A 21,864-nucleotide genomic window follows, 5' to 3' on the forward strand; every position below is an offset into this window, starting at 1 on the left:
ATCAGCCCTTCACTCCGCCTGCCGTGAGGCCGGAGATGATCTTGCGTTGGAAAATGAGGACAAGGACGATCAGGGGCACCGTGACGACGACGGAGGCGGCCATGATCGTGCCCCACGGCGTTTCCTGCTCGGAGGCGCCCGACAGGAGCGCGATGGCGACCGGCACCGTTCGCGTGTCGTTGTTGGCGACGAAGGTCAGCGCGAAGAGGAACTCGTTCCAGGCAGCGATGAAGGCGAGGAGGCCCGTCGTCACCAGCGCCGGCCACATCAGCGGCAGGAAGACGCGGCGCACGATGGTGAACGGCGAGGCGCCGTCGACGATCGCCGCCTCCTCGATCTCCACCGGCAAATCGCGCATGAAGGTGGTGAGCACCCAGACCGTGAACGGCAGCGTGAAGATCATGTAGGTGAAGATCAGCGAGAAGAGGGTGTTGTAGAGCCCCATCCAGCGGATCATCTCGAAGAGACCGGCCAGCACCGCGATCTGCGGAAACATCGACACACCAAGGATCGTCAGCAGCAGGAGCCCGCGCCCCCGGAACGGCACGCGCGAGAGCGCATAGGCGGCGGTCACGGCAAGGAACAGCGAGATCGCCACCACCGACACCGCGACGAAGAGCGAGTTCAGGATGTTCTGCAGGAACGTGCCGCTGCTGAGCACGCCCTCGTAGTTGGCGAGGGTGATCGCGCGCGGCAGGTAGTCGATGCGGAAGAGGTCGGTGCCCGTCTTCAGGCTGGTCAGGATCGCGTAGTAGAACGGAAAGACCGAGAAGACGACGATGGCGATGACGAGGGCGTAGAAGCCGACCCGCCCGGCCGTGCGCTGGATCGTGCGCGCGCTCATCACTTGCCTCCCTCGAGATTGAGCCGCGCCGTCTTGATGTAGAGAAGCGTGATCATCGCGATCACGAGGAACAACATCGTCGAAGCGGCGGACCCTTGGGCGAAGTTGTCGAACTGGAAGAGGTTCTCCTGGGCGTAGACGCTCATGGTCTTGGTCTGCGGATTGTTCGGCGTCAGCACGTAGATGAGGTCGAAGACGCGCAGGGCGTCGAGCGCGCGGAAGATAACCGCGACCAGAATCGCCGGGCGGATCAGCGGCAGGGTGACACGGAAGAAGACCTTGATCGGATTGACCCCGTCGATCTTCGCCGCCTCGTAGACGTCGCCCGGCACCATCTGGAGCCCGGCGAGGATGAGGAGCGCCATGAAGGGCGTGGTCTTCCAGACGTCGACGATGATGACGGCGATCATTGCCGTGTCCGGCGAGGCCGTCCAGGCGATCGGCGCCGAGATGAGCCCGAGCTTGACCGAGATGTCGTTGAGGATGCCGAACTGGTCGTTCATCATCCAGGCCCACATCTTGGCCGAGACAATGGTCGGGATCGCCCAAGGGATGAGGACGGCGGCGCGCACGAAGGCGCGGCCCTTGAACTCGGCGTTCAGTACCAGCGCGAAGATCAGACCCAGCACCGTTTCGATCGAAACGGAGATGACAGTGTAGCGCACCGTGTTCCAGACGGCCTGCCACCAGACCGGATCGGCGAGCAGTCCGAAGGCCTCGCCCTCCCCGCCGCCGTAGTCGACCCATTCGTAATAGTTGCCGAAGCCGATGAAGCTGGCACCCTCGAGGTCGGAGAGGCGCGCGTCGGTGAGCGAGAAGCGAATCGTCTGCAGGAGCGGCCAGGCGGCGACCAGCGCCAGCACGAGCAGCATCGGCAGCAGAAACAGCCACGCCGCGCGCCGGCGCTGCGACGAGAGTGCCGAGCGCCGCGCCGGAGCGGCCTCGGCGCGAAAGGCGGCCTCGGTCGGAGGAGCGCCGGGGGTTGTGCTGGACATGGGACAAGCGCCTCGCTGGAAACGGGAAGCCTCGGGCGCAGGACCGCGAGAGGCCGCGCCATGCCGAGGACAAGCGAATGAGGCTGCGGTCCGCGCCCCGCCGCAGATTGGGGGCGCGGAATGATCGTTGCGGCCGGAGGTCGGCGGCGGCGGCTCCTACCAGGCGTTGCGCTTCAGGCGCCGCAACTGGCGTTCGAGATCCTGGAGGTTGGTCGCAGCGTCGCCCTGCCCGGCCAGCGTCTTGTTGACCGCGGTCCAGAACTGCTGGGACACCTCGTTGTACTTCGCCTTCGTGGGTGCGGAGGGGCGCGGCGTCGCGTTCTCGAAGACCGTCTTCCATTTGGCGACGAGCGGTTGCTTCTCGGCGATTTCCGGGTCCTCGTAGAGCGAGGGGATCGTCGGGAGGCGGGCCGTGCCGAGCGCGCGCGACTTCTGCGACTCCGCAGACGTCAGGAACTTCACGAGCTCGATCGCGACGTCCTGATGCTCGGAATACTGCGAGACCGCGAGGTTCCAGCCGCCGAGGCACGCGGCGGACTGCCCGCCCTCGCCTGCCGGCAGCGGCACCGCATCGAACTTGCCCTTGACGGGGGAATCGTCGGCCGCGCTCAGCGGATAGGCATAGGGCCAATTGCGCATGAAGACCGCATTGCCCGTCTGCCAGACGCCGCGCGACTCCTCTTCCATATAGCCGAGAACGCCCTGCGGGGCGATCGTGCCGACCCAGCCCTTGGCGAGATCGAGAGCAGCCGCCGCCTTCCCGTTGTTGATCGTGATCTCGCCCTCGGGCGAGACGATCTGGCCGCCCCCGTTGGAGGCCACCCATTCCAGCGCGTCGCAGGTCAGGCCCTCATAGGCCGCGCCCTGAAACACGAACCCGTTCATCTGGGCGTTGCCGCCCTGGCGCTCGGCGTCCTGCACCACCTTGGCCGTCTCGGTCAGCTCGGCCCAGGTCTTCGGCACCTCGCGCCCGTGCTTCTCCAGAAGGTCCTTGCGATAGTAGAGCGCCGGCGCATCGGCGAAGAGCGGCATGGCGACGAGCTTGCCCTCGACCGTCTGCGACTGGATCACCGCCGGCAGGTGCTGGCCGACGACGTCCTTCATCGCGTCCGTCAGATCGACGAGATTGGCGGCGAGTTGCGGCGCCCAAATGACGTCGGTCCGATAGACGTCCACGTCCTTATTGCCGGCCGAAAGCCAGAGGCGGTACTGGCCGAACTGGTCGGTCGTCGATGCCGGCATGGTCACGATCTTCACCGTGTGGCCGGTCGCCTCCTGGAAGGCGTCGAGCTGGCCGCGCATCTCGTCGACGTCGCGGCCGACCGAACCGAGCGCGATGGAGATCTCTTCCGCCCGGGCGGAGCCGACGGACAGGATGGTCGCGGCCAGAAGTGCGGCGGCAAGGACTTTGGGCATGCGTTGATTCCTCCCGTGGATACCTCGGCGCCCGTTGAGACCGGGCCTCCCGCCGAACTCTGCTCTCTGCACCGGGCCGATGCGATGGTCTCCGACGCCGACGCTAAAACGGCAATGGCTCGGCCCCAAGACACCTAGCGCCCTGTTCGCCCGCGTCTCCCGCCGCCGACGAACGATTGTGTCAAAAAGTTGTAGCTTACCTCTCAAAGCGCTTTGGACTGAGTTTGAAGCGGTTTGAGAAACGTGTCAACATGGCTTATTCGCCAACGGCGACGCTGCGGCGCGACAAGCGCGCGCAGCCAGTCGGGCGATGCGCAGGGGAGGTCCGGCAGCATGGTGCGCAATCTCAAGGATCTGGCGGAACACCTGAAGCTTTCACCCGCGACCGTCAGCCGGGCGCTCAACGGTTTCCCGGAGGTCAGCGCCAAGACACGTCGCCGCGTCGAGGAGGCGGCCGAACGGCTGAACTATCGGCCCAACCCCGTGGCGCAACGCCTTGCCACCGGGCGGGCCGACGCCATCGGCATCCTGTTCAGCACTGCCGACCATCTTCTCGCCAACCCGATCGTGACCGACCTCCTCACCGGGATCAGCGAAACGGCGGCAGAACACGGCCTCGCGATCCACCTGTTTCCGATCAAGGCTGGCGAGGAGCGGTCGGCCTGCGAGAGGATCGTCGGATCGGGCGCGGTGGACGCCCTCGTGTTTCTCTCGCCGATCCTCGATCGGCCGGAGACGGCGGATCTGGCGGAGATCGACTTTCCCGTCGTCTGTCACGGCCGGCCGCTGCTCGGCCAATCCGTCGCCTCGCTCAGCGTCGACAATCTCGGCGCCTTCGCCAAGGGCACAGCCCACCTCACCGGCCTTGGCCATCGTCGGATCGCGCTTCTCAACGGCGAGGAGGACTACGCCTACGCCCGCGACCGGCGGCAGGGCTACCTTGCGACCCTTCGCGAGGCGGGGCTGCACATCGATCAGGACCTGATGGCGCAAGGGCCGCAAAGCTTCGCGGAGGGATATGCGGCAGCGGGGCGGATGCTTGACCTGCTAGAGCGGCCCACCGCGTTCCTGTGCACGTCCGTCCTGGTCGCGACAGGCGCCGCGCGCGCCATCGCGGAAGCCGGACTGTCGGTGCCCGGCGACGTTTCACTGATGGCCCATGACGACGTGATCGCCGCGTTGCCGCCGGAGATCGCGGCCCCGAGCCTTACGGTGCTCCGGTCCAGCGTTCGGCTCGCGGGGCGCCGGGTCGCCGAAATGGCGATCGAGCGACGGCAGGGCACGCCGGCGTCCGATCTCGCGGAAGTCTGGGACGTGCCGCTGATCCCCGGTGCTTCGACGGCCCCCGTTCGAACAGCCGCCGCCGCATCGGGAAAAGCCGACGCCTGAGCGGTCTCTTCTCCTTGCAAAACGTGCCGCGATCCGGCGCATCGCTCACCGCATCGCGCTGACGGCCCCGAGGACGAGCGAGGCCGCGAGAGAGAGCATCACAATGCCGACCAAGGCGTCGAGAACGCGCCAGGCCGCCGGCCGGGCGAAGACCGGCTGAAGCAGGCGCGCGCCGTAGCCAAGGCCCGCAAACCACAGGAAACTCGCCGAGGCCGCACCGAGCACGAAGACCGGGCGCAGCCCCTCCGGTTGCGCCGACCCCGCCGTGCCCATCAGAAGCACGGTGTCGAGATAGACGTGCGGATTGAGAAAGGTGAAAGCGGCGCCGGTGGTCAGCGCGCGTCCGAGCGAGATGGTGCCGGCCGCGCCGGTCGTGATCGCGGACGGCGCCGCCACCCGGCGAAAGGCTGCAACGCCGTACCACGTGAGGAACGCTGCACCGCCGAGAGCGAGCGCGATCTCCAGTTGCGGGACGGCCGACAGGAATGCACCCATCCCGCCGACGCCAGCCGCGATCAGCACCGCATCGGACGATCCGAAGAAGAGGACGAGCGGCACGACGTGCTCGCCCCGCAACCCCTGCCGCAGAACGAAGAGGTTCTGTGCGCCGATCGCCATGATGAGCGCCGCGGACAGGGCGAAACCGGAGAAGAAGGCGGAGAGCGGTGCTGTCATGGCGCAAGGGATGCGGGATCGACTGCGTGAAGTAAAACTTGTTCGCCTTACGCCAGTGAAGCATAGCTTCACACCATGCTGGACTATCCCGCCCTTTCAGCCGTTGCCGCCGTGATCCGCGAAGGGTCGTTCGAACGGGCAGCCCTGGTTCTGGCCATCACGCCGTCCGCCGTCTCGCAGCGCGTGCGAGGGCTCGAGGAACGGCTCGGGGCGATCCTCGTCGTCCGCGGGCAGCCCTGCCGTCCGACGGATCTCGGTCGCACCCTCTGCGCGCATCTGGAGCGGGTGCGATTGATGGAGATGGAGGTCGCGCTAGGCCTCCCGACCACGGGAGCCTCCGAGACCAACCGGTTGCCACTGCGGATCGCGGTCAATTCCGACAGTCTGGCGACCTGGTTTCCCGCAGCCGTTGCCGCCTTCGGCCGGGCGACGGGCGCGCTTCTCGATCTGACGCTGGACGACGAAGCTCACACGGCCGACCGCCTGCGCTCGGGAGACGTGCTTGCGGCCGTGACTGCCGATGCGCGTAGCGTTCAAGGCTGCCGGACGACGCGGCTCGGCGGCCTTCGCTACATCGCCTGCGCGAGCCCGGACTTTGCGGCACGATTTTTCGCAGACGGGGTGACACCGACGTCGTTGTCGGCAGCGCCCTGCCTGCGATTCGATCGGCGGGATGGACTGCAGGCGCGCTGGGCGAGGGAAACCCTCGGGGTCGAGTTCGACGCTCCCGTCCATACGGTCGCCTCGACGCACGCCTTCGTCGACTTCGCGCTGGCGGGACTGGCCTGGGGCATGCAGCCAGCCGCATTGGCCGCGCCGCATCTGGCGACCGGTCACCTGGTCGCCCTGACGCCGGACGCGACGCTCGACGTCATGCTCTACTGGACCGTCGCGAGGCTGCCCGTCGCATCGCTCCCGCGCCTCACCGACGCGGTGCGGGCGGCTGCCAAGGCGGCTCTGGTTCAGGCCGGCACGGCCGCGTCGTAGGGCGCGCCGACGCATTGAACGTGGAAGCGCCGACGGAATCGGCGGGAGGCCCGCTGCTGCGATGCCCCCGCCGACAAGCCTCAGAAGTTCGCGGTCATCGGATCGGGACCCATGCGCCCGTCGGGCGAATCGAGGCCGGCGAAGGTCGCCATGTCCTCCTCGTCGAGGCGGAAGTCGAAGACGTCGAAATTGGCGACGATGCGGCTTGGTGTCACGGACTTCGGGATCACCACCAGCCCGTTGTCGATATGCCAGCGAATGATGACCTGAGCCGGCGTCTTGCCGTGCTTCTGCGCGATCCAGCCGATCGTCGGATCTTCCAGCAACTGGCCTTGGCCGAGCGGGCTCCAGGATTCGGTGGCAATACCTCGCTCCGCGTGTGCGGCGCGCATGGCACGCTGCTGGAAGCGCGGGTGAAGTTCGATCTGGTTCAGGACCGGCTTCACGCCGGTTTCCGCGATCAGTCGGTCGAGATGTTCCACGGTGAAGTTGGAAACGCCGATCGACTTGGCGCGTCCCTCTTCCTTCAGCCGCACCAGCGCACGCCAGGTCTCGACGTAGAGATCGCGGTTCGGCGCCGGCCAGTGGATGAGATAGAGGTCGACGGTTTCGAGGCCGAGCCGCTTGAGGCTCGCGTCGAAGGCCTTCAGTGTCGCGTCAAATCCCTGGTCGGCGTTCCAGACCTTGGTGGTCAGGAAGAGGTCGTCCCGCGCGACGCCCGACTGGCGCAGGCCTTCGCCGACGCCGCTCTCGTTCTCGTAGACCGCCGCCGTGTCAACATGGCGGTAACCGGCACCGATCGCCGCGGACACGGCGTCCGCCGCGCCGTCGTTGGGCGTGCGCCACACGCCGAGACCGACCTGCGGGATCGTATGGCCATCGTTGAGCGAGACGGTCGTTTGCTGGTTCATGGGAGCTCCGTAAGTGACGGGTCGGGGCGGAAGGCCGGCCCCAGTCGCTGCCGTAGATAGGCACGAGCCGCTAAAGCCGAAACCGAAAGTGCTTGGTTCGCCACGACGGCTTAGTCGAAACAACAAGCCGGGCCACCTTCGGAACACTGGTCGCGCCGCACCGTTTGCACGCAGGCTCCTGCGGCTCGTCCTCGGACGGACGAAGGCCGAAGCCGATCGCCGAAACAACGGATGCGCATGACCCAGGACGTCGATTTTCTCATCATCGGGGCAGGAGCCGCCGGCATCGGTGCCGCGCGCCAGCTCAGGAGCCTCGGTGCCTCGCCTCTCGTCCTGGAGGCTGCCGACCACATCGGGGGACGCGCCGAGACCTTTTACCATGGGGCTCTCGCGCTCGACCTCGGATGCGGCTGGCTGCATTCGGCCGAGCGTAATGCCTGGACGAAAATCGCCACGGAGACCGGCTTCGCCGTCGACCGGCGCACGCCCGCCTGGGGCCGACAGTACCGCAGCCTCGGGTTTTCCCCGAGCGAACAGGCGGCCGCCTCCGCCGCGATGGAGCGTTGGGCCGAGCGGCTGGTCGAAGCGCCCCCGGCGAGCGATCGCGCGAGCGATGCCCTGGAGCCGGACAACCCCTGGAACGACTTCATCGCAGCGCGCACCGGCTATATCAGCGGCGTCGGCCCGGAACGCATCTCGGTGGCCGACTACGTCGCCTATGACGAAGCCTCGTCGGACGAGAACTGGCGTGTCGAGGCCGGCTACGGAACGCTCGTCGCCGCCAGCCTCCCGCCCGCCGCGGACCTTCGCCTCGGCGTTTCGGTGCGTCGGATCGATTTGGGCGCGGATCGCGCGATGGTCGAGACCGACGCGGGCACCCTGCGCGCACGCTGCGTGATCTCCACCGTCTCCACCAACGTCCTTGCGGGCGATGCGATCGCGATGCCCGCCGCGCTCGATCCCTGGCGCGACGCCGCCGCGCGCCTGCCCCTCGGCCGCAACGAGAAGGTGTTCCTCGAGATCGTGGGCGACGCACCGTTCGAGGACGAAACGCACGTCGTCGGCGCACCGCACAGCCGCAGGACGGGAAGCTACTACATTCGCCCGCTCGGCGCGCCCGTGATCGAGGCATTCCTCGGCGGTGATAGCGCCGAGGTTCTGGATGGCGGACCGGAGGCCGGGTTCGATTTTGCCGTCGGTGAGCTCAGGGGACTTTTCGGCTCGGACATCGCCCGGTGGCTCCGCCCACTGACGTCGACGCATTGGAGCGGGCTCGTGACCATCGGTGGGGGCTACAGTTGCGCCCTGCCCGGCCATGCGGACGCTCGGGCCCGCCTCGCCCGCCCGTTCGAGGACCGGCTGTTCTTCGCCGGCGAAGCCACGAGCCGCACCGATTTCTCGACCGCGCACGGGGCGCACGACAGCGGCGTTCGCGCAGCCGACGAAGCGTTCGCGGCGAGAAAAGGCCTGCAACGGCTGACCGGAGCGTGATCCCGAACGGTTGGGTCTCGACAACAGGCGCCCGCTTGCCCATCAGGGGACAGGCACACAAGCGGCGGTTCTCATGGTGAAGACGACAGGTTCCGGATCGCGACGCCGCCGCATCGGACGCGCCCCGATGGTCCGTCGCTCCCGTGCGATGTGGCTGTCGAGGCGCCTGTGGCGGCCCCGGCTCGTCTTCTGGTTCGGCGCGCTGGCAGTGGGCCTCGTCAGCGTCGCCTTCGCCGAACTGGCCGACTGGGCACAACGGGCCTTCGCTTCGATGCGCAGCGACGATGGCACCGGCTTTCTCGTCGCGCTTCTGGTGCCGCCTCTCGGCTTCGCCCTTTCCAGCTTCCTTGCCCTTCGCTTCTTTCCCTATTCGCAAGGCAGCGGCATCCCGCAGGCGATTGCGGCGCGCCATTTCGAGGCGGACGGAGAACGCGGCATCCTCCTGTCGCTCCGCGTCGCGGCGGGCAAGATCCTGCTGACGCTGCTCGGTCTCCTGTCGGGCGCCTCGATCGGGCGCGAGGGCCCGACCGTGCAGGTCGGCGCAGCCATCATGCTGGCCGCGGGGCGGCTCGGCGGCATGGCGCATGCACGGGGGCTGATCCTCGCCGGCTCCGCCGCCGGCATTGCCGCCGCCTTCAACACGCCCCTGGCGGGGATCGTCTTCGCCATCGAGGAGATGGGCCGAGCCTACGAGGCGCGGACCAACGGCCTCGTCCTGTCGGCGGTGGTGCTTGCCGGTCTCGCATCGCTCGCGCTGACCGGCAACTATACCTATTTCGGCCAGAGCGACGCCGTTGTCGCGTCGGCCAGCGAGTGGATGCTCGTCATCGCATGCGGCGTCGTCGGCGGTGGGCTCGGCGCCCTGTTCAGCGCGGGCGCTCTCGCCCTCATGCGCCGCGTTCGGGTCTGGTCGAAAGGCCGGGCGATGCGCGTCGTGGGCATCGCGGGTGCCTGCGGCCTGCTGGTCGCCCTGATCGGCCTCGCATCGGGCGGCGCGACCTACGGCACCGGCTACGAGCAGGCGCGCTCCGCCATCGAAGGGTCGCCGCTTCCGCCATCTTATTTCCTCGCCAAGTTCGCGGCCGGACTGGCTTCGATGGTCTCGGGCATCCCCGGCGGCATCTTCGCGCCTTCGCTCTCGGTGGGCGCCGGGATCGGCTCGACGATCGGCCTCGTGCTCGGCCTCGGCACGGGCCTCGCCGCGACGCTCGGCATGGCCGGGTATTTCGCCGGGGTCGTGCAGGCGCCGATGACGGCCTTCGTCATCATCCTCGAGATGACCGGCAACCAGGGAAACGTCGTGCCGATCATGCTGGCGTCGCTGATCGGCTTCGGCACCGCGCGGCTCGTCTCGGGCACGCCTCTCTATCACAGCCTCTCGCGCAACTACGTCGCCGAGGTGCTTCGGCAGACACGCAGCGAACGCGAGGGCCCAGCGACGTGACGGCGACGCGCTGGCAGTGGGTCCTGCGCCGCGTCACGCGGCGCATCTGGTTCCGGGCAGGACTGTTCTCGCTTCTGGCCGTAGCGACGGCGCTCGTCGGGGCGTGGGCCAGCCCCTTCATCTCGTTCGGGCTGTCGGCCTCGATCGGCGCGGATGCGGTCGACAACATACTCGGCATCCTCGCCTCCTCGATGCTGACGGTCACGACCTTCTCGCTGTCGACCATGGTCTCGGCCTATTCCGCCGCGACCAGCAACGTCACGCCGCGCGCGAACGTCCTCATCATGGAGGACTCGACCACCCAGAACGTCCTGTCGACCTTCATCGGCTCGTTCCTGTTCAGCCTCGTCGGCATCATCGCCCTGTCGACCGGCACCTATGGCGAGCAGGGGCGCGTCGTCCTGTTCGGCGTCACGATCCTAGTCATCGGCTTCATCATCGTGACGCTGCTTCGCTGGATCGATCATCTGTCGCGGCTCGGCCGGGTGACCGAGACGACGCAGCGCGTCGAGGAAGCCGCCATCGCGGCGGTCCGCGAGAGGCGGCGGCGGCCATATCTCGGCGGGCTACCGCTGCACGACCGCACGTCCGGCGTTCCGGCCGGTGCCGTGCGGCTGGCGGCGCGTGAGATCGGCTACGTCCAGCACATCGACGTCGAAGCGCTGGCTTCGCTGGCCCGCCGCGCTCGGGCACGCGTGTTCGTTCTGCGTCTGCCCGGCGAGATGGCCGATCCGACCGAAGCGATCCTGGCCGTCGAGGGCGCGCGGATCGAGGAAGCAGCGCTTCTCCGGTGCGTGACGATCGGTGACCGTCGCTCCTTCGACCAGGACCCGCGCTTCGGCATCTGCGTGCTGAGGGAGGTCGCCAGCCGCGCCCTGTCGCCGGCGACCAACGATCTCGGCACGGCGGTCGACGTGGTCGGCCGGCTCCTGCGCGTGCTGGCCGCATGGGCCGAGCTGGGCGAAGCCGACGAGCCCGCGTTCGCCGAGGTGCTTGTCCCGCCGCTCCGGGTCGATGATCTGTTCGACGATGCCTTTCTCGCAGTGGCCCGTGACGGGGCCGGCATCGTCGAGGTCGGGGTGCGTCTCCAGAAGGCGCTGCGCACGCTCTCGCGTCTCGACCATCCCGACTACGCGCCAGCCGCCCGGCACCATGCAAGGCAGGCGCTTGAAAGGGCCAAAGTCGCCATGACGCTGGAAGCGGACAAGAAGGCGCTGCGCGAGATCGCGGCGACGGTTTGACCTGTCGGCTGTACCCTCCGAGCGTGTCATAGGCCGAGGTCAGACCGGCAGCACCAGCGCGTCGGGCGGGCAGGTTGTCGCAAGCTATGGTCAGCGGCGGGAGGGTCTCTAGCCAGCGAAGCGTTCCTGCCTAAGTGCCCCTTCCCGATCGTTCGACGGCTGGACCTTGCCGCGCGATCATCCGAAGGAGCTCGACATGGACACGATGACGCCCGGCGCAGGGACCTGCCCTTTCGGTGGGACCCGGATCAGCGGTGCGGCCGGCAGCGAGCCGCAGATCGATCACTGGTGGCCGAACCGGCTGAAGGTCGAGCTCCTGCATCAGGAGCCGCCGGCAGCCAACCCGCTCGGCCCGGACTTCGACTATGCCGAGGCCTTCAAGGCGCTCGACCTCCAGGCCGTGAAGTCCGACATCAAGGCGTTCCTGACGACGTCGGTTTCGTGGTGGCCGTCCGACTACGGGAACTACGGGCCGCAGATGATCCGCATGGCCTGGCATTCGGCCGGCACCTATCGCATCGCGGACGGGCGCGGCGGCGCGGGCCAAGGCATGCAGCGCTTCGCACCGGTCAACTCCTGGTGGGACAACGGCAACACCGACAAGTCCCGCCGCCTTCTCTGGCCGATCAAGCAGAAGTACGGCGCGGCGCTCTCCTGGGCTGACCTGATGGTCCTGACCGGCAACTGCGCGCTGGAGATCATGGGCTTCAAGACCTTCGGCTTCGCCGGCGGGCGCGTCGACGCCTGGGAGCCGGATCGCTCGACCTACTGGGGTCCCGAGGGCTGGACCGGCAAGGCCCCGAAGGACGCGCCGCGTGGCCCCATGGCCGGACACCCGGAAGAGATGGTCAATCGCGGCCTACGCTGGCAGGGCGGCCCGAAGGACGCGACCTACGAGCTCGACAGCCCGCTCGCCGCCTCGCACCAGTCGCTGATCTACGTCGATCCGGAAGGCCCGAACGCCAACGGCGATCCGCTAGATTCGGCCCGTGACATTCGCCTCACCTTCGGCCGGATGGCGATGAACGACGAGGAGACGGTCGCGCTGATCGCCGGCGGCCACGCCTTCGGCAAGTCGCACGGCATGGTGAAGGCCGACCGCATCGGCGGCGCGCCGGAAGTCGCGCGCATGCACGAGATGGGTCTCGGCTGGCACAACCCGGAAGGCTCGGGCAACGCCGAGTTCACGATGACCAACGGCATCGAGGGCTCGTGGACGCCGAACCCGACGCAGTGGGACAACGACTACCTCGAGAACCTCTTCCGCTTCGAGTGGCGCAAGACCAAGAGCCCGGCCGGCTCGATCCAGTGGACCCCGGTCGATCCGGACGCGCCAAAGACCCCGGACGCCCACGTTGAGGGTCGAATGAACCCCTTGATGATGATGACCTCGGACATCGCCCTCAAGGAGGATCCGGCCTATCGCGCCGTCTGCGAGAAGTTCCTCGCCGACTTCGATTACTTCTCCGACGCCTTCTCGCGCGCCTGGTTCAAGCTGACCCATCGCGACATGGGCCCGAAGGTTCGCTACCTCGGCCCCGAGGTGCCCGCCGAGGACCTGATCTGGCAGGACCCGATCCCGCCGCTCGACCATGCCGTAATCGACGACGCGGACATCGCGCGCCTGAAGTCGGACATTCTCGCGAGCGGCCTGTCGGTCACCGACCTTGTCGCGACGGCCTGGGCCGCCGCCTCGACGCATCGCGTGTCCGACAAGCGCGGCGGCGCCAACGGCGGTCGCATCCGCCTGCAGCCGCAGCGCGGCTGGGCGGTCAACGAGCCCGACCGGCTGGAGCGCGTCATCCCGAAGCTGGAGGAGATCGCCGATCGCTTCAACGGCTCGGCGCCCGGCGGCAAGCGCGTGTCCTTCGCGGACATGGTCGTGCTCGCCGGCTGTGCGGGCGTCGAGAAGGCGGCGCGCGACGCGGGATCCAATGTCGAGGTTCCGTTCGTGCCGGGTCGCCGAGACACGACGCAGGAGCTGACCGATGTCGAGCAGTTCGACTGGCTTCAGCCCGTGTCGGACGGCTTCCGCAACTACCACGACACGTCGATCGACTTCACCGTATCGCCGGAGGAGCTGTTCCTCGACCGCGCCATGCTCCTGTCCCTGACCGCGCCGGAATGGACTGCCCTCACTGGCGGCCTGCGTGTCCTCGGCGTCAATGCCGGCGGCTCGCAGCACGGCGTCTTCACCGATCGCGTCGGCACGCTGACCAACGACATGTTCCGCCACCTCACCTCGATGGACTACGTCTGGTCGCCGCAGGACGCCTCGGAGATGACGTTCGACATCAAGGACCGCAACAGCGGCGAGCGTCGCTTCACCGCCACGCGCTGCGACCTCGTGTTCGGCTCGAACTCGCAGCTTCGCCAGATCGCCGAGGTCTATGCGGCTGACGACGGCAAGGACCGCTTCGTTCGCGAGTTCGTCGATGCCTGGCACAAGGTGATGATGCTCGACCGCTACGAGGTGAAGCCGACGCAGCGTTGAGCCGGCACGGCGCATGACCCTTCGGGACGGTCCGACGGATCGCTCCCAGCATCCATGCCCTTGCCGATCGATGGGGGTTTCGGCGACATGGTGATCCGTGTCGCCGAAACCGGAGCTTCAAATTGGACGCGCCCGAACCGCAGCCCGCAACCGCCCCGTCGGGCGCCCCCACGATCCGCACCATCGCCATGCCCGCTGACACCAACCCGGCAGGCGACATCTTCGGTGGCTGGCTGCTGGCACAGATGGACTTCGCGGCCGGCACGGCGGCGGCTCGCCTCGCACGAGGTCGCTGCGCCACGATCGCGATCGAGGCCATGCGCTTCCTCAAGCCCGTCTATGTCGGCGACGAGGTGAGCCTCTACGCCGAGATTTTGCATGTCGGCCGCACCTCAATGCGCATCAACGTCGAGGCCTGGCGCCGCAGCCGCGAGGGCGAGGAGGTCGAGCAGGTGACGCAAGGCGTCTTCACCTTCGTCGCGATCGACGCCAATCGGAAGCCGCGGCCGATCCCGGTTCAGAGCTAGCCCCACCGCGACACACGGCGTCATCCGCCGGAAGCGCGGATAGGCTAATCTGCATGGCGCAAAGCGGGAGATGGCGGATGGACGGTGCCTTCAGTGTTCTGGCGACCTCGGCGCTGTTCGTCGGCTCGCACTTTCTTCTGTCCCACCCGCTCCGGGGCCCTCTCGTCGCGAGGTTGGGAGAGAAGGGCTTCCAGGGCGTCTACACGCTCGTTGCCTTCGCAACGCTCGGCGCCACGGTCTGGGCCTATCGCGCCGCGCCCGTCACCGAACCCCTCTGGGACGTCGGCGACGGTCTCTGGGCGATCGCCACAGTCCTGATGCTCGTCGCCTCGATCCTCTTCATGGGCTCGCTGGTCCGCAACCCCACGCTGTCCGGCTCGAAGACCGACCCCGCCCATGCCGAGGCACGTGGAGTCTTCGCCGTGACCCGGCACCCGATGATGTGGTCCTTCGCGATCTGGGGCCTGTCGCATATCCTCGTCTATCCGATCCCGAAGAACGTCGTGCTCTGCCTGGCGATCATCATCCTGGCGCTGGTCGGCTCGGCGCTGCAGGAGCGCAAGCGCGCGGCGCTCGATCCGGCGGGATGGCGATCCTGGAGCGCACGAACCAGCTTCTGGCCGTTCGCCGCCGTCGCGGCAGGCCGGGCGCGTTTCGGCGGTTTCGGCATGCATGCCCTTGCGGGCGGGGTGGTGGTCTGGCTTGTCGCAACCTGGGCCCACATTCCCCTCGCCGGCTGGGCGGCCGGCATCTGGCGCTGGGTTGTCTGACGGCTCGGCCAACGCTCCTGTGGACTAGGGGCTGGCGCCGTGCGAAGCGGCTTGCCATTGCGTTCCTGATCTGTTCTGTCGGCTGGTGACGACGGCCGCAGAGAAAGGCGATGGTGGCGCGCGAGGCAGAGGTGGAAGCCGACGACGGGATCGATCGCGCGGGCGCCGCGAGACCGACCCGCCAGCGCAAGATCATCCATGTCGACATGGATGCGTTCTATGCCTCGGTCGAGCAGCGGGACGATCCGTCGCTGCGCGGCAAGCCGCTGGCTGTCGGCGGTTCGGCGCAGCGCGGCGTCGTGGCGGCGGCAAGCTACGAGGCCCGTGCCTTCGGCGTACGCTCGGCCATGCCGTCGGTCACCGCCAAGCGCCGCTGCCCCGACCTTCTGTTCGTGAAGCCGCGCTTCGACGTCTACAAGGCCGTCTCGCTCCAGATTCGCGAGATCTTCGCCGAACACACCGACATCATCGAGCCGCTGTCGCTCGACGAGGCCTATCTCGACGTGACGGAGAACAAGCAGGGCATCACGTCCGCCACCGCGATCGCCGAAGCGATCCGCCGGCGCATCCGCGAGGTCACCGGCCTCACCGCCTCGGCCGGCGTCTCCTACAACAAGTTCCTCGCCAAGCTCGCCTCCGACCATCGCAAGCCCGATGGGCTCTTCGTGGTGACGCCCGCGATGGGCGCGGCCTTCGTGGAAACGCTGCCCGTCGGCCGCTTCCACGGCGTCGGCCCGGCGACCGTCGCCAAGATGGAGCGGCTCGGCATCCACACGGGCGCCGACCTCAAGGCGCAATCCCTCGCCTTCCTGCAGGAGCGCTTCGGCAAGATCGGCCCCTACTATTACGGCATCTCGCGCGGCATCGACGAGCGTCCGGTGCGCGCCAACCGCATCCGAAAGTCGGTCGGGGCCGAGAACACGTTCTCCGCCGATCTCTATACGCCGGACGAAATGCGCGAGGCGCTGGGGCCGATCATCGACAAGGTCTGGCGGCATTGCGAGGGCGCGGGAACGCGGGGGCGGACCGTGACGCTGAAGGTCAAGTATGCCGATTTCCGCCAGATCACCCGCGCCCTGTCGTCCGCCGCACCGGTCGGCTCGCGTGCCGAGATCGAGCGGGCGGCCTTCCGCCTGATCGACGATCTGCCGGCCGATCCACGCGGTGTCCGTCTTCTCGGCGTGACGCTTTCGGCGCTGACCAACGAAACCATGTCGGCCCCACCGCCCGCCCAGTTCGCGCTGCCGCTGTGACCGGCGGCTGACGGTCGCAGGTCCTGATCTATCTTTCGAAGGCCAATCAGGGAGCGCGGGCATGGATACGTTCGACACGATCGGTTTTCTCGGCTTCGACGTCTTCGGCACCGTGGTCGACTGGCGCACGAGCGTCGCGCGCAGGGCCGAACCGTTTCTCCGGCGTCATGGGATCGACGTCGATCCCTCACGCTTCGCCGACGAATGGCGGGCGGAGTACCAGCCTTCCATGGAACGGGTGCGGTCAGGCGAGCGCGCGTTCGTGCGGCTCGACATCCTGAACCGCGAGAACTTAGGACGCGTCCTCCTGCGCCATGGCGTCGAACCCGCAGCCCTGCCCGACAGCGAACTGGCCGACCTCAACCGCGCGTGGGAGCGGCTCGATCCATGGCCGGACAGCGTCGAAGGACTGGCACGCCTCAAGCGTCGTTTCGCGATCGGCCCGATCTCCAACAGCCATATCGCAGGCATGATGAACCTCGCGCGTTTCGGCGGCCTGCCGTGGGACGTGATCGTCGGGGCCGAGATCGCGCAGACCTACAAGCCGCGGCCGGAAACCTACCTGCGCTCCATCGAAGCCGTCGGCCTGCCGCCCGAACGCGCCGCCATGGTCGCCGCCCACAACGACGACCTCGCAGCCGCCAGCGCCCTCGGCCTTGGCACCGTCTTCATCTGCCGACCGCGCGAGCACGGCTCCGAACAAGCGACCGATCTCGAGCCCGCGCGAGACTGGGACGTGGTGGCGGAGGATCTCGTGGATGCCGCAAGGCAACTGGGATGCTAGACCGCCCCGCCGCGCCTCTTTCTTCCGACCCGGACCCCACGATGAGCGTCACGATCTACCACAACCCCGCCTGCGGCACGTCCCGCAACGTTCTGGAGATGATTCGCCAATCGGGTGAGGATCCGACGGTGATCGAGTACCTGAAGACGCCGCCGAGCCGCGAGCGTCTCGTCGAACTGATCGGCGCGATGGGTCTGGGCCCACGTGAGCTCCTGCGCGAGAAGGGCACGCCCTATGCCGAACTCGGCCTCGACGATCCCGCGCTCTCCGACGATGCGATCCTCGACGCCATGATGGCGCACCCGATCCTGATCAACCGTCCGATCGTCGTGACGGCCAAGGGCACGGCCCTCTGCCGCCCGTCGGAACGTGTGCTGGACCTGTTGGACCGTCCCGTCGCCAGCTTCCGCAAAGAGGACGGCGAAATGGTCGGCCTGACTGCCTGAACCGTTCGCCTTCAGGGCACGACGTTGGAGCCGCGGATCGCTTCGCATACGGCGTCCGTCACCTCCTGCGTCGTGGCCGTGCCGCCGACGTCCGGCGTCATCACGCCGCCGCCCGTCACCGTCTCGATGGCATGCATCAGGCGCCGGGCGGCCTGCGGCTGTCCGAGATGCTCCAGCATCTGCGCCGCGGTCCAGAAGGTCGCGACGGGATTGGCGATGCCTTTGCCGGTGATGTCGAAGGCCGAGCCGTGGATCGGCTCGAACATGGAGGGGAACCGCCGCTCGGGATCGATGTTTGCCGTCGGCGCGACCCCGAGACTTCCGGCCAGCGCACCGGCGAGGTCCGAGAGGATGTCGGCATGGAGGTTGGTGGCGACGATCGTGTCGAGGCTTTGCGGCTTGAGCGTCATGCGCACCGTCATCGCGTCGACCAGCATCTTGTCCCAGGTCACATCGGGGAATTCGACTGACACCTCCGCCGCGATCTCGTCCCACATCACCATGCCGAAGCGCTGGGCGTTGGACTTCGTCACGACGGTCAGGAGCTTGCGCGACCGGGACTGGGCGAGGCGGAAGGCATAGCGCATGATCCGGGTGACGCCGACGCGGGTGAAGATCGCGACTTCGGTGGCGACCTCCTCCGGCAGGCCGCGATGGGCTCGGCCGCCGTGGCCGGAATACTCGCCTTCCGAGTTCTCGCGAACGATCACCCAGTCGAGGTCGCCGGGCTTGACCCCGCCAGCGGCGAGACGATGCCCGGCAGGATCTTGGTGGGGCGCACGTTGGCGTACTGGTCGAAGCCTTGGCAGATCGGCAGACGCAGCCCCCACAGCGTGACATGATCGGGCACATCGGGCGCGCCCACGGCGCCGAAGAAGATGGCGTCGAAACCCTTCAGCTGCTCGGTGCCGTCCGCCGGCATCATGACGCTGTGCTTCCGGTAGTAGTCCGACACCCAGTCGAACTGCGTCACGTCCAGCCTGAAGCCACCGTCGCGCCGCTCCAGCGCCTCTAGCGCCTGAAGGCCAGCGGCGATGACCTCCGGTCCGATGCCGTCGGCAGGAATGGCGGCGATCCTGTAGGTCTGCATGGCGGCGGCGTCCTCCTGGCCTCGCGTACCGGCTTACGGGGATTCGGCCGCCGGATGAAGTCGCACGCGCTGCGCAGCTCCCGCCCCGCCCTCGACCTTTGACCCGCCCGCGCCAGTTTCGGCAGCGATCAACTATGGGTGATGGCGCGTGGCAGACGGTTCGAAGATGGTGGTCTACGCGGCACTGGCGGGCAACGCGCTCATCGCCGCGACGAAGTTCGCCGCTGCCTTCTTCACCGGTTCGTCGGCGATGCTCAGCGAGGGTGTGCATTCCCTTGTCGACACCGGCAACGAGGTGCTCCTCCTCTACGGGATGCGTCGCGCGGGCCGCCCGCCGGACCGCACGCATCCGCTCGGCCACGGACGCGAGCTCTATTTCTGGAGCTTCATCGTCGCGCTTCTCGTCTTCGCGCTCGGCGCCGGCGTATCCATCTACCAGGGCATCCACCACATCATGGAGCCCGAGCCGATCGAGAACGTCGGCTGGAACTATGGGGTGCTTGCGGCGTCGTTCCTCTTCGAGGGTTTCTCGTGGATCGTGGCGCTGCGCGAGTTCCGGGAGCAGAAGGGATCGGCCGGCTACGTCGAGGCGATCACGCGCAGCAAGGACCCGACGACCTTCACGGTGCTTCTCGAGGACAGCGCGGCGCTGATCGGCCTTGCGATCGCCTTCGTCGGTATCTTCCTCGCGCAAGCGCTCGGACGACCGGAGCTCGATGGCGTCGCCTCGGTCGGCATCGGCATCGTTCTGGCGGGCGTCGCAATCTTTCTTGCGCGCGAGAGCAAGGGGCTGCTGATCGGCGAGCCGGCGCTACCGACCGTGCAGGCCGCGATCCTCAAGATGGCGGAGGCGGACCCGGCGATCCAGAAGGCGAACGGCGTGATCACGACCCAGCTGGGGCCGCGCCAGATCGTGGTCGCGCTCAGCGTCGAGTTCGAGGATCACATGACCGCGCCCGAAATCGAAACCTGCGTCCAGCGGCTGGAGGCGCGCGTGAAGGCCGAACTGCCCGACGTGACCACCGTCTTCGTCAAGCCGCAGACGGCCGGCACCTGGGCGAAGCGCGCCAGCGCAATCCGCTGACGCGGACGCGCCCCGTCATTCGAATTCGAGGATGACGAAATCGGCCGGCAGGCTGTCGCCGACCGCCGCGTGCACCGCGCCGATCGTCGCGGCCTTCGGCGCCCTGAGGTTGTTCTCCATCTTCATCGCCTCGATGGTGCCAAGCACTTGCCCCGCTTCCACCCGGTCTCCGGGCTTCACGCCGAGCCGCGTCAGGAGGCCCGGCATCGGGCAGATCAGGAGGCGCGACAGGTCCGGCGGCTCCTTGTGAAGCATGTGGCGGGACAGTTCGAACACGCGCGGCAGGGAGACGCGGACCTCGTGCGTCGCCCCGCGCGTCGTCAGGCGCGCGCCGGTCAGGGTCGGCCGAATGCGCAGCGACAGGTCCTCGCCCACGAACCGCAGTCGCGCCATCGCCTCGCCGAAGCGCCAGTCGAGCGCGGCCGGCACGGGTTCGGCCCCATCGATCGAGACACGACGCTCGCTGCCCTCGCCGGAGACGACGACCTCGAAACGTTGGTCGCCGAATTGCGCGATGCGCGCAGCATTCGGCCGGATCGGCGGTCCGAGCTGACCGTCGATCCGGGCATCGCGCTCGGCCCGGAGAACCGAGACGAGAACGCCGGCCACCGCGAGCTTTCGCGCCAGCGCCGCGTCCGGCTCGGTGCCGGTGAAGCCTTCGGGATACTCCTCCGCGATGAAGCCGGTGGTGAGGTGCCCGTCGCGAAATCGCGGGTGCTGCATGATTGCGGAGAGGAAATCGATGTTGTTGCCGAGGCCGCTCAGCTCGAAGCGGTCGAGCGCCTCGACCTGGCGGTCGATGGCTTCGCCCCGCGTCGACCCGTGGGTCACGAGCTTGGCGATCATCGGGTCGTAGAACATCGAGACCTCGCTGCCCTCGGCGACGCCGTCGTCGACGCGAACGCCGTCGCGGGACGCCGGCGGGCGATAGCGGGTCAGGCGGCCGGTCGACGGCAGGAAACCGCGATACGGGTCTTCCGCATAGATGCGGGTCTCGATCGACCAGCCATCGAGGCGAACGTCGTCCTGGCCGATCCGCAGCGGCTCGCCCGCCGCGACCCGGATCATTTCCTCGACGAGATCGAGCTCGGTGACCATCTCGGTCACCGGATGCTCCACCTGAAGACGCGTGTTCATCTCCAGGAAATAGAAACTTTTTCCCGTCGGGTCGGCGCCGGAGACGATGAGTTCGACGGTGCCCGCCGATTGGTAGCCGACGGCCTTGGCGAGCGCGACGGCCTGTTCGCCCATCGCCTGCCGCATCTCGGGCGTGACGAAGGGCGACGGCGCTTCCTCGACCACCTTCTGGTGCCGCCGCTGGATCGAGCACTCGCGCTCGCCGAGGTAGAGGACGGTGCCGTGCTTGTCGCCGAGCACCTGGATCTCGATGTGGCGGGGGCTCTCGATGAACTTCTCGATGAAGACGCGGTCGTCGCCGAAGCTCGCCAGCCCCTCGCGCCTGACCGCCTCGAAGCCCTCGCGCACGTCGCCCTCGCCCCAAGCGAGCCGCATACCCTTGCCGCCGCCGCCGGCAGAAGCCTTCATCATCACGGGAAAGCCGATCTCGGACGCGATCCGCACGGCATCGTCCGTGCTCTCGATCTCGCCGAGAAAGCCGGGAACGACGTTGACGCCGGCCGCCTTCGCCAGCTTCTTGGACTGGATCTTGTCGCCCATCGCCGCGATGGCGCCGGGCGGCGGGCCTACGAAGGCGATGCCGGCGTCCTCGCAGGCGCGCGCGAAGCTCTCGCGCTCCGAGAGGAAGCCGTAGCCGGGGTGAATGCAGTCGGCGCCGGTCGCCTTCGCGGCCTCGAGAATGAGGTCGGCGCGCAGGTAGCTTTCCGCCGCGGGCGCCGGCCCGAGGCGCACGGCCTCGTCCGCCATACGAACATGCGGGCTCAGCGCGTCGGCATCGGAATAGACGGCGACCGTCGCGATGCCCATGCGCTTCGCGGTGCGCATGACGCGGCAGGCAATCTCGCCCCGGTTTGCAATCAGGATCTTACGGAACACGGGAGACGCT

General features: G+C 67.9%; 18 protein-coding genes and 1 pseudogene. 12 read left to right on the forward strand and 7 right to left on the reverse strand.

Features of this window, described 5'->3' with window-relative positions:
- Nucleotide 1: 1 nt before the first annotated feature.
- The 3 genes from ACLNGM_RS17590 to ACLNGM_RS17600 form a co-directional block, all read right to left on the reverse strand.
- A complete protein-coding gene (locus ACLNGM_RS17590) occupies nucleotides 2–844 on the reverse strand; it encodes a carbohydrate ABC transporter permease (protein WP_416355921.1) in 843 nt (280 codons plus the stop codon).
- Nucleotides 844–1,839 carry a carbohydrate ABC transporter permease gene (locus tag ACLNGM_RS17595; RefSeq protein ID WP_416355922.1) on the reverse strand — a complete coding sequence of 332 codons (996 nt, stop codon included), beginning with the start codon at nucleotides 1,837–1,839 and terminating at the stop codon, nucleotides 844–846. The genes ACLNGM_RS17590 and ACLNGM_RS17595 overlap by 1 nt, the downstream gene beginning before the upstream one ends.
- Nucleotides 1,840–1,995: 156 nt before the next feature.
- Nucleotides 1,996–3,255: an ABC transporter substrate-binding protein gene (locus ACLNGM_RS17600; protein ID WP_416355923.1), complete on the reverse strand. Its 1,260-nt coding sequence runs from the start codon at nucleotides 3,253–3,255 to the stop codon at nucleotides 1,996–1,998.
- Between the two features lie 333 nt (nucleotides 3,256–3,588).
- On the opposite strand from ACLNGM_RS17600, the gene ACLNGM_RS17605 reads away from it, so the two are divergent.
- Nucleotides 3,589–4,644 carry a LacI family DNA-binding transcriptional regulator gene (locus ACLNGM_RS17605; protein WP_416355924.1) on the forward strand — a complete coding sequence of 352 codons (1,056 nt, stop codon included), beginning with the start codon at nucleotides 3,589–3,591 and terminating at the stop codon, nucleotides 4,642–4,644.
- Nucleotides 4,645–4,689: 45 nt separating this feature from the next.
- Here ACLNGM_RS17605 and ACLNGM_RS17610 read toward each other — a convergent pair whose 3' ends face one another.
- Nucleotides 4,690–5,319 (reverse strand): LysE/ArgO family amino acid transporter, encoded by a 630-nt coding sequence (locus tag ACLNGM_RS17610; protein WP_416355925.1) that lies wholly within the window; start codon nucleotides 5,317–5,319, stop codon nucleotides 4,690–4,692.
- 75 nt (nucleotides 5,320–5,394) lie between these two features.
- Between ACLNGM_RS17610 and ACLNGM_RS17615 the strand changes: the two genes are divergently transcribed.
- Nucleotides 5,395–6,306: a LysR family transcriptional regulator ArgP gene (locus tag ACLNGM_RS17615; RefSeq protein WP_416355926.1), complete on the forward strand. Its 912-nt coding sequence runs from the start codon at nucleotides 5,395–5,397 to the stop codon at nucleotides 6,304–6,306.
- 80 nt (nucleotides 6,307–6,386) lie between these two features.
- On the opposite strand, the gene ACLNGM_RS17620 is transcribed toward ACLNGM_RS17615, so the two are convergent.
- Nucleotides 6,387–7,217, reverse strand: a complete 831-nt coding sequence (locus tag ACLNGM_RS17620; protein WP_416355927.1) for an aldo/keto reductase — start codon at nucleotides 7,215–7,217, stop codon at nucleotides 6,387–6,389.
- 237 nt (nucleotides 7,218–7,454) lie between these two features.
- Between ACLNGM_RS17620 and ACLNGM_RS17625 the strand changes: the two genes are divergently transcribed.
- The 9 genes from ACLNGM_RS17625 to arsC all read left to right on the forward strand — a co-directional run bounded on the left by ACLNGM_RS17625 (nucleotide 7,455) and on the right by arsC (nucleotide 17,667).
- Nucleotides 7,455–8,708, forward strand: a complete 1,254-nt coding sequence (locus ACLNGM_RS17625; RefSeq protein ID WP_416355928.1) for a flavin monoamine oxidase family protein — start codon at nucleotides 7,455–7,457, stop codon at nucleotides 8,706–8,708.
- Between the two features lie 73 nt (nucleotides 8,709–8,781).
- Nucleotides 8,782–10,152, forward strand: coding sequence for a chloride channel protein (locus ACLNGM_RS17630; RefSeq protein WP_416355929.1), 1,371 nt, complete (start codon nucleotides 8,782–8,784; stop codon nucleotides 10,150–10,152).
- Complete coding sequence (locus ACLNGM_RS17635) at nucleotides 10,149–11,393, forward strand: DUF2254 domain-containing protein (RefSeq protein WP_416355930.1); 1,245 nt, start codon at nucleotides 10,149–10,151, stop codon at nucleotides 11,391–11,393. The genes ACLNGM_RS17630 and ACLNGM_RS17635 overlap by 4 nt, the downstream gene beginning before the upstream one ends.
- A 196-nt stretch (nucleotides 11,394–11,589) precedes the next feature.
- Nucleotides 11,590–13,887: a catalase/peroxidase HPI gene (katG, locus tag ACLNGM_RS17640; RefSeq protein ID WP_416355931.1), complete on the forward strand. Its 2,298-nt coding sequence runs from the start codon at nucleotides 11,590–11,592 to the stop codon at nucleotides 13,885–13,887.
- Between the two features lie 188 nt (nucleotides 13,888–14,075).
- Entirely contained in the window at nucleotides 14,076–14,414 is a 339-nt protein-coding gene (locus ACLNGM_RS17645) for an acyl-CoA thioesterase (protein ID WP_090959036.1), read from the forward strand.
- A 77-nt stretch (nucleotides 14,415–14,491) separates the two neighbouring features.
- The gene (locus tag ACLNGM_RS17650) at nucleotides 14,492–15,184 is read left to right on the forward strand and encodes an NnrU family protein (RefSeq protein WP_416355932.1); all 693 of its coding nucleotides are present in this window, start codon (nucleotides 14,492–14,494) and stop codon (nucleotides 15,182–15,184) included.
- Between the two features lie 110 nt (nucleotides 15,185–15,294).
- Entirely contained in the window at nucleotides 15,295–16,437 is a 1,143-nt protein-coding gene (gene dinB / locus ACLNGM_RS17655) for a DNA polymerase IV (RefSeq protein ID WP_416355933.1), read from the forward strand.
- A gap of 61 nt (nucleotides 16,438–16,498) precedes the next feature.
- Nucleotides 16,499–17,221, forward strand: coding sequence for a haloacid dehalogenase type II (locus ACLNGM_RS17660; RefSeq protein WP_416355934.1), 723 nt, complete (start codon nucleotides 16,499–16,501; stop codon nucleotides 17,219–17,221).
- Nucleotides 17,222–17,262: 41 nt separating this feature from the next.
- Nucleotides 17,263–17,667 carry an arsenate reductase (glutaredoxin) gene (gene arsC, locus ACLNGM_RS17665; protein ID WP_416355935.1) on the forward strand — a complete coding sequence of 135 codons (405 nt, stop codon included), beginning with the start codon at nucleotides 17,263–17,265 and terminating at the stop codon, nucleotides 17,665–17,667.
- 11 nt (nucleotides 17,668–17,678) lie between these two features.
- On the opposite strand, the pseudogene ACLNGM_RS17670 reads toward arsC, so the two are convergent.
- A pseudogene (locus ACLNGM_RS17670) lies at nucleotides 17,679–18,757 on the reverse strand (tartrate dehydrogenase).
- A gap of 166 nt (nucleotides 18,758–18,923) precedes the next feature.
- Between ACLNGM_RS17670 and ACLNGM_RS17675 the strand changes: the two are divergent.
- A complete protein-coding gene (locus ACLNGM_RS17675; protein WP_416358481.1) occupies nucleotides 18,924–19,841 on the forward strand; it encodes a cation diffusion facilitator family transporter in 918 nt (305 codons plus the stop codon).
- A 15-nt stretch (nucleotides 19,842–19,856) separates the two neighbouring features.
- On the opposite strand, the gene ACLNGM_RS17680 is transcribed toward ACLNGM_RS17675, so the two are convergent.
- Nucleotides 19,857–21,854, reverse strand: a complete 1,998-nt coding sequence (locus tag ACLNGM_RS17680; RefSeq protein ID WP_416355936.1) for a biotin carboxylase N-terminal domain-containing protein — start codon at nucleotides 21,852–21,854, stop codon at nucleotides 19,857–19,859.
- Nucleotides 21,855–21,864: the final 10 nt, after the last annotated feature.

The sequence above is a fragment of the Aureimonas phyllosphaerae genome, from assembly GCF_047943035.1.
Taxonomy (GTDB): domain Bacteria; phylum Pseudomonadota; class Alphaproteobacteria; order Rhizobiales; family Rhizobiaceae; genus Aureimonas; species Aureimonas phyllosphaerae.

Bases quoted from the DNA above. Each gene is read 5' to 3' on its own strand.
- ACLNGM_RS17590 (WP_416355921.1), bottom strand. From the start codon at position 844: ATGAGCGCGCGCACGATCCAGCGCACGGCCGGGCGGGTCGGCTTCTAC.
- ACLNGM_RS17595 (WP_416355922.1), bottom strand. From the start codon at position 1,839: ATGTCCAGCACAACCCCCGGCGCTCCTCCGACCGAGGCCGCCTTTCGC.
- ACLNGM_RS17600 (WP_416355923.1), bottom strand. From the start codon at position 3,255: ATGCCCAAAGTCCTTGCCGCCGCACTTCTGGCCGCGACCATCCTGTCC.
- ACLNGM_RS17605 (WP_416355924.1), top strand. From the start codon at position 3,589: ATGGTGCGCAATCTCAAGGATCTGGCGGAACACCTGAAGCTTTCACCC.
- ACLNGM_RS17610 (WP_416355925.1), bottom strand. From the start codon at position 5,319: ATGACAGCACCGCTCTCCGCCTTCTTCTCCGGTTTCGCCCTGTCCGCG.
- ACLNGM_RS17615 (WP_416355926.1), top strand. From the start codon at position 5,395: ATGCTGGACTATCCCGCCCTTTCAGCCGTTGCCGCCGTGATCCGCGAA.
- ACLNGM_RS17620 (WP_416355927.1), bottom strand. From the start codon at position 7,217: ATGAACCAGCAAACGACCGTCTCGCTCAACGATGGCCATACGATCCCG.
- ACLNGM_RS17625 (WP_416355928.1), top strand. From the start codon at position 7,455: ATGACCCAGGACGTCGATTTTCTCATCATCGGGGCAGGAGCCGCCGGC.
- ACLNGM_RS17630 (WP_416355929.1), top strand. From the start codon at position 8,782: ATGGTGAAGACGACAGGTTCCGGATCGCGACGCCGCCGCATCGGACGC.
- katG (WP_416355931.1), top strand. From the start codon at position 11,590: ATGGACACGATGACGCCCGGCGCAGGGACCTGCCCTTTCGGTGGGACC.
- ACLNGM_RS17645 (WP_090959036.1), top strand. From the start codon at position 14,076: ATGCCCGCTGACACCAACCCGGCAGGCGACATCTTCGGTGGCTGGCTG.
- ACLNGM_RS17650 (WP_416355932.1), top strand. From the start codon at position 14,492: ATGGACGGTGCCTTCAGTGTTCTGGCGACCTCGGCGCTGTTCGTCGGC.
- dinB (WP_416355933.1), top strand. From the start codon at position 15,295: ATGGTGGCGCGCGAGGCAGAGGTGGAAGCCGACGACGGGATCGATCGC.
- ACLNGM_RS17660 (WP_416355934.1), top strand. From the start codon at position 16,499: ATGGATACGTTCGACACGATCGGTTTTCTCGGCTTCGACGTCTTCGGC.
- arsC (WP_416355935.1), top strand. From the start codon at position 17,263: ATGAGCGTCACGATCTACCACAACCCCGCCTGCGGCACGTCCCGCAAC.
- ACLNGM_RS17675 (WP_416358481.1), top strand. From the start codon at position 18,924: ATGGTGGTCTACGCGGCACTGGCGGGCAACGCGCTCATCGCCGCGACG.